The organism is Mesotoga sp. UBA5847 (assembly GCF_002432735.1).
Classification (GTDB): Bacteria; Thermotogota; Thermotogae; order Petrotogales; family Kosmotogaceae; genus Mesotoga.
Genome location: NZ_DJGL01000065.1, coordinates 10,150 through 16,678, shown reverse-complemented (window position 1 = coordinate 16,678; position 6,529 = coordinate 10,150). Strand labels below are relative to the sequence as shown.

4 protein-coding genes and 1 pseudogene are annotated in these 6,529 nt (G+C 44.6%); 2 read left to right on the top strand and 3 right to left on the bottom strand.

Annotated features, from left to right (window positions below):
- Nucleotides 1–134: 134 nt before the first annotated feature.
- Nucleotides 135–716, top strand: coding sequence for a flavin reductase family protein (locus B3K91_RS06560; RefSeq protein WP_292593498.1), 582 nt, complete (start codon nt 135–137; stop codon nt 714–716).
- A 19-nt stretch (nt 717–735) separates the two neighbouring features.
- Here B3K91_RS06560 and B3K91_RS06555 read toward each other — a convergent pair whose 3' ends face one another.
- Complete coding sequence (locus B3K91_RS06555) at nt 736–2,346, bottom strand: dipeptidase (RefSeq protein WP_414674583.1); 1,611 nt, start codon at nt 2,344–2,346, stop codon at nt 736–738.
- A gap of 330 nt (nt 2,347–2,676) precedes the next feature.
- Between B3K91_RS06555 and corA the strand changes: the two genes are divergently transcribed.
- Nucleotides 2,677–3,741, top strand: a complete 1,065-nt coding sequence (corA, locus tag B3K91_RS06550) for a magnesium/cobalt transporter CorA (RefSeq protein WP_292593496.1) — start codon at nt 2,677–2,679, stop codon at nt 3,739–3,741.
- Between the two features lie 184 nt (nt 3,742–3,925).
- Here corA and B3K91_RS06545 read toward each other — a convergent pair whose 3' ends face one another.
- On the bottom strand, nt 3,926–5,608 hold the full coding sequence (locus B3K91_RS06545) for an HD domain-containing phosphohydrolase (RefSeq protein WP_414674582.1): 1,683 nt from the start codon (nt 5,606–5,608) through the stop codon (nt 3,926–3,928).
- Between the two features lie 328 nt (nt 5,609–5,936).
- Nucleotides 5,937–6,452: pseudogene (locus B3K91_RS06540) on the bottom strand (cob(I)yrinic acid a,c-diamide adenosyltransferase).
- Nucleotides 6,453–6,529: the final 77 nt, after the last annotated feature.

The window sequence follows — 6,529 nt, the reverse complement described above, 5'->3', positions numbered from 1 at the left end:
GATTATTTGTGATGCATATCGGCTACTTGCTTTTCGGAGGTGCAATCGAGTAGAATGGATTGATAGCAGGTTTCCCGCATTTGGTGATAGGTTGTTTGCAGTGTTATCTTCTGAGGAAGGAACGGTGAGTGTAGTTGAAGGACAGAATTGGACCGGGAATATACCTGTACCCAATGCCTCTTGTAGTGATAGGTACGATGAATGAAGAAAGACCTAATTATACGACTGTCGCGTTTTGTGGGGTAGTGGAAGTTCAGCCGCCGATGCTTCAGATTTCTTTGGCGAAGACTAGATTGAGTTGCAATAATATTGAAGAATCTGGATGCTTTAGTATAAATGTGCCCTCTCTTGATATGCTTAGAGGGGTAGATTATATGGGGATCTACTCCGGAAAGACAACTGACAAGTCGGAGCTATTCAATACTTTCATGGGAGAGACCGTGGGAGTTCCGATGATCAGTGAAGCACCACTCAATATGGAATGCAAACTTATCGAGAGTTTCGAGTTCGGTGGAATGCATGTAACTTTTGTTGGTGAAGTTGTTCAGACATACTGCGCCGAGTCATGTCTAGTTGATGGACTCCCGGATATCAAGAAGATCAGTCCGGTTGTCTTTTCAGTATATGACAATTCATATTGGTCCATAGGTATGCATCTCGGTAAGGCATGGAACATAGGTGTGAAATACACCCCTCCAAGAGAGGGAACAGAATAGTTCGGAGGGGTGGTAAGTTTCATTTCCTGTCGTAGGAAGTTGGCCCTTCAGGCCAATTGGTCTGATCCAGCCATTCTTGTGGATACCCAACAGGTTGAGCCATGTTCCCTTTTTCGCTTATGAACCCATCGTTGTATCTTACTATCAAGTATTCCGAAAAATCCCACCATGCCCTGATGATCTCTTCGGAGTTTCTTGCGCAGAACTTCGTCAAATGCTCAGAAACCTCTTGCGGACCGTTGGAAGTCATAGCGGCAACGTATGCCTCAGCTTCTTGAAGACGACAAAGAGAAAGAGTCTCGTATTTTTCTTGCATTAGTCTGATATCCTCGTGCATGTAACTGTATTTCATAGAAGCCCAGTTCGAAACGAAGTTGAATGCCCACCACGCACTGTTCCTACTGAACTCCGAAGTGTCGCACACTTCCAAAGAATCAGGAAGAGCATTCACCCCTGCGTAGAATGGAATGAAACAAGTGTCTGCGGGCTTGTCGAGCCCTATCCACATCAACCCTCCTATTGGATCGGGAAGCCAGTCCCTTCCCTGGCAAACGAAAGTATAACCGCAATACGTAACCGATACGGGTCTTTCCCAAGCTCCGTCAAGTTTACGGGAGGGATCCCCTACATCTCCCTGGCCATCATATGGACCATAGAATCTGTCAGGATTACCAAATGGGCCGGCGGCAATTCCTTTTGTGAGGTCGAACTCCGTTCCTTCATAGTGATCTCTGTAAAGGTTCATTACATCTCTTGCAGAAAGCTTCTTGTCGGGTTTCACAGAGAACGGATACTCTCTTGTGAATCCATCCTCAACCCACGGGGAGAAGTTCATGCTGGGAGCAATCAGAGAGAACAAGCGCCACACTCTTCTCAAAGAGTAATAGGGATGGTTGTACTCGCCTAGACTAACAGTCCTCAGCCAGTCAAGAAGCCCCTCTTCTGGGTTCCACCAGCCGTGTTTCTCAGCAATCTCGTGAAGAGTTTTCCCGAAGAGGATATCGGGATCTTCAGGATCGATTTCCCTTATTCGAAACTGATTAGCGGCTACAAAAACCTCTCCGTCGGGAACTCTCTTTGCTACCCATAATCCTCCAGTGCCCTCAGGCGAAGGAGCCATCTCGATAATCCAAGCTTCGTTTGGGTCAGCAACCGGAAGGGTCTCTCCTGTGCCGTAGTAGCCATATTCTTCAATGAGGAAACCAATCAGGTCAACTGCTTCACGTGCAGTTTTGCAACGCTCGAGAGCAACGCGAGAAAGCTCAGAGGAATAGAATATCCTTCTGCCTGGCTCAGGTCCGATCTGTATCTTTGCTCCATCAGTGCATTCTCCGAACATCAACTGATGTTCGTTCATGATTCCGTATGATCCGTCAAAGTAAGCATAAGTATGTAATACTTGGGGAATCATTCCGATAGGAATCGACGGAGGATATTGCGGTGTATCATAGGCCGATGCTCTTGCAGATACAATTCGCGGATAGATGAAGCTGTTGTACTGAGGAAACTCCCCAATTGCGACTGCAGTGCAGTATACAGGTCTGAACGAGCCTGGTTCATGGTCTCTAGCAGGCACGAAGACGATTCTTTGATCGGCAAGGTCGTTGTCGTCTGAATGAGCAACAATCATAGATCCATCGACACTCGCACCCTTTGTCACAATAAGAGTAGTACAGGCAAAGGAAGCTGATGCCAAAGTCAGAACTAGAATTGCACCAAAGACACTCAAGACTTTCAAAGCAATTCACCTCACTTGGTTTGAAAGGCAAGTACTGAATCTTGGTTTCTGCCTACCATCAAATATACTCCTACAGCAGAAGATAAAGGAACTTCTTTTCTTGTCTCTTTTTTGGTAGACTTAGACGGCTTGTAAGAAATCAATTCAGACAGTCAGTGCTAGAATCAAAGGGTAATAACTCTTTGCAATGAGTGGATATTTCTGTCATCAAGGAGGTATGCAATGAATCAGAAAGGTCTCTTCAGTAAGAGGAAACCCCCATTGGGTTCAGTTCCGGGAACTCTAAGTATAGATGAAGAATCGCCTTACCCAAGAATAAGACTTATCGAATTTGATTCGAATTCATTGAGAGAAGAGATTGTTGATGATTTGACCGGGCTTCAGTCCGTTGTCTTAGAGAAAGAGAAGATTCACTGGATCGATGTACAGGGATTGGGAGATGAGTCTACTATTCGAAAGCTTGGTGACATTTTTTCTCTTCATCCGCTTGCACTTGAAGATATAACGAACGTCCCGCAGATCCCCAAAGTTGAAGAGTATGATAACTGTGTCTTTCTATGCCTTCCCATGCTGAGGATGGAAGATAACAATCTGATTTCGGAGCAGGTGAGTCTCTTCGTAGGCGAAACTTTCGTACTTACATTCCAAGAAAGATACGGAGACGTTCTTGATCCTGTTAGGAATAGGATTCGAAGGAAGGCCCAGATAAGACAAATGAACAACGATTACACAGCTTACGCAATAGTCGATACAATCGTCGATAATTACTTTCCGGTGTTGCAGAATCTCGGAAATGAACTCGAAAACCTTGAAGATCAGTTGGTGGAAACGATGGCAAAAGAGAGTCTTAAAGAGCTTTACTTCATCAAGCACAGACTGGCTCACTTGAAAAGGTTGTTATGGCCTACTAGAGAAGCAGTTGGGCGCATTGCTAGAGATGGAAGTCTGTACTTCGGAAGTCGGACTATGCTTTACTTCCGAGATGTCTACGACCATGTGATGCAGTCAATTGATATGCTAGATCTGAGTCGAGACCTCGCGTCAGAGCTTATGAGCCTTTACCTTTCTTCTACAAGCAACAGGTTGAACGAAATCATGAAAGTGTTGACTATCATATCGACGATTTTCATCCCTCTCTCTTTTATTGCGAGTCTATACGGAATGAATTTCCATTTCATGCCAGAACTGGCTCTCAAGTGGGCATATCCTGTAGTTCTCGTCATAATGGGAGTTGTGGCATCGATCATGTTGTTTCTGGTGCACAAGAAAGGTTGGTTCAGGAAATGACTTCTGCATTAAATGTTTTGAGCTTCAGTTAAGGTCTGTCGTAAATATCGCAAGAAGAGTGTTGGAAAAACCACTGAAACGAAGAAATCGGTATGATGTCTCTTTCGGCTGAATCTGAATTCATTTGAGGTTTACCGGAGCTTCTGGTTGAATAAAGCAAAGCTCATCGCTCACTTCTGAAAAATCAGTCAAGGGAAAAGCCTTTGTTGACTAGAGAAAGGCAACAATCCACTACATCTGCGTCATAAATCCTGCCCGCTCCCTGCGTCAACTCAGTGATTGCGGCAAGTCTTTCATGAGCTGGCCTGTAGGGTCTGTGAGAGACGATCGCTTCAAATACGTCCGCGACCGAAACTATTCTGGTCTCAAATGGGATCTCTCTTCCTTTCAATCCCTGGGGATATCCTGAGCCGTCCAGTCTTTCATGATGTTGAAGTACGATGCTTGATATTGGCCACGGTAACTCAATTCTCTCAAGCATCCTGAAACCGGCTTCACTGTGGTTCTGAATAAGGGACCATTCATTCTCCGTCAATCTGCCCGGCTTGCTCAGAATTTCTGTTGGCACGGAGATCTTCCCGATGTCGTGCAGAAGAGCACCTTCTCTGACCGAGTCCAGTCGATCTGGGCTGAGCCCCATTTCAATGGCAATTGCAGTAGCAAGTTTGCTGACCCGCCTCTGATGACCGGCCGTGTAGGGATCCCTTACCTCTACCACTGTTGAAAGTGTCTCAATTAAGCTCTTGATAGTTCTTTCCGCAGACTCCGGAATCAAATTCTGATCTTCGTGATCAGCAAATGAATAGATGACGAGCGCTGTGTCTGCCCCTTCGCGGGAATCTCTTATCGTTCTCACGAGAGCCGAGACTTGCAAGGTAGAGCCATCTTCTTTATGAATACTTAGAAGCCGTTTTTCGCCAATACCTGATTTGAGAAAGGGAATCTCTCTGATTTGATCTCCTGAGTCCCTTATGAATCTGAACGCTTTTTCACCGAGTAATTGCTCTCTCCTTCTTCCAAAAAGTTTCTCGGCAGATTTACTAATGAAGATTATCCTGCCCTGTTCGTCAGTCGAGAGTATGGCCTCACTAGATGAATCCAGGATGCACTTTGCAGTGTGAAGCTTCGCTATTGCTCTAGCTTCCGTCGTCTTCTCTCTGTGGATACTGACCAGCTGCCGGTCTGAAAGAAGCCTAATCAGAACTTCTTCGAAGTATTCTCCCTCCGAAAGCGATATAGTCTCTTCTCTTCCCGTTTTTGCAACCCTTCTCAACGCCTCAAGGAAAAGGTAATCGGCTTTGCTAATAGGTCTGCCAAGCGGAATGCCTTCCAGTACCGGAAGGCGTGCAAGACGGTCTGTTTCGAAAGCAAGGTTCTTCAAAACCGGGACTATTGTCTCACAAGTTCTGTCAAAAGAGAAGATTGCAATACCTGAAGTCTGTTCTTCAAAAATCTTTTTGAAAACTGTGCTTCGATAATTCTCACCGTCATGAGAATAATTCCTACTTGAGAACTGCGAAAAACCTTTTCTTGAGATTGCTTTGCTGTATGAGGGAATTGTATTTGTCCTTACTTCTGTGACCGTTGGATCAAGATATACCTTCTTTGCTTTTTTCAGAATCTTCACTTCGCCTTGTTCGTTATTGTCGTGGTGAGAGAGAACGCTCCAGATTCCTCCATTATCATCTACGCAGATATCGTCAGAACCAAAAAGAGTTTCATAAATCCTTCCAACTACATCTCCAAAGTGCCGTTGCGAAGCAGAGTTTTGAAAGGTGATCTTCCCAAATTCATCAACGAATATGACCGCTTCATCAATAAGGTCAAGGTAAGACCTTTTTAAATCATATGCAGACAAGGTATTCATCCCTCATTCTCACAATAATAAGTTCGAGCGTTGGTTTGAACATCAAGCGCGTTTCGTGGTGCTTCTCTATCACTAAAGATTCTAACACCATTTGCGTCACTTTTGAAATCTCTTTCCAGTGTAATCCTTCATCTTTATCCTTCGAGGAATGCAGCGCACGTTTGATGAGTAATTTCGTAAAAGAAAAACTTGATAGGATCACAGAAGGGTCTTCTGAATAATGGCAGCGCGGTATCAGAGATCCTTTTGAGTCTCCAAGCAGATTGCGTTCAAATCAAGAATTATTGCCTGAACCGGCCATAATTGACTTCTTGTCCAGTTGCCTTGCTCAATACTCTATCCCCTTTCTAGCTTCAACTCCCCTATGGTAATAATGCTTAATCTCTCTCATTTCAGTGACGAGGTCTGCCTTCTCAAAAATCTCGGCCGGAGCATTTCTGCCAGTCAGAACAAGTTCGACGTTTGCGGGTTTCATCTCAAAAAGCTTCGCAATATCCTCTACTGTTACCAATCTGTAATGGCAAGCAATGAATATCTCGTCAAGAATAACGACACCGAACCGTTCACTGCGCAAAACATCTCGGGATCTTGCAAGACCAGTGCGAGCAGCTTCAAGATCCTCTACTTCAGGATTTTCTCTAATGAATCATTTCCTTCCAAACTGTTCAATGGTTATTCCGTCGATATAATTCGATAGCGCTTGTTCACTGTATTTCATACCCTTTATGAACTGACCGATGAAGACCCTCTCGCCCGCCATACATGCTCTTATCGCAAGACCAATAGCTGCAGTGGTCTTTCCTTTACCATTTCCCGTATAGATATGAATGTAACCCTTTTCAATAGTGACCCCCCCGATCGTGAGTTAGTGGTATTCTACTTCGAAAGCAATGAGGGTTTGTGAATGTTTTGCGAACGAGT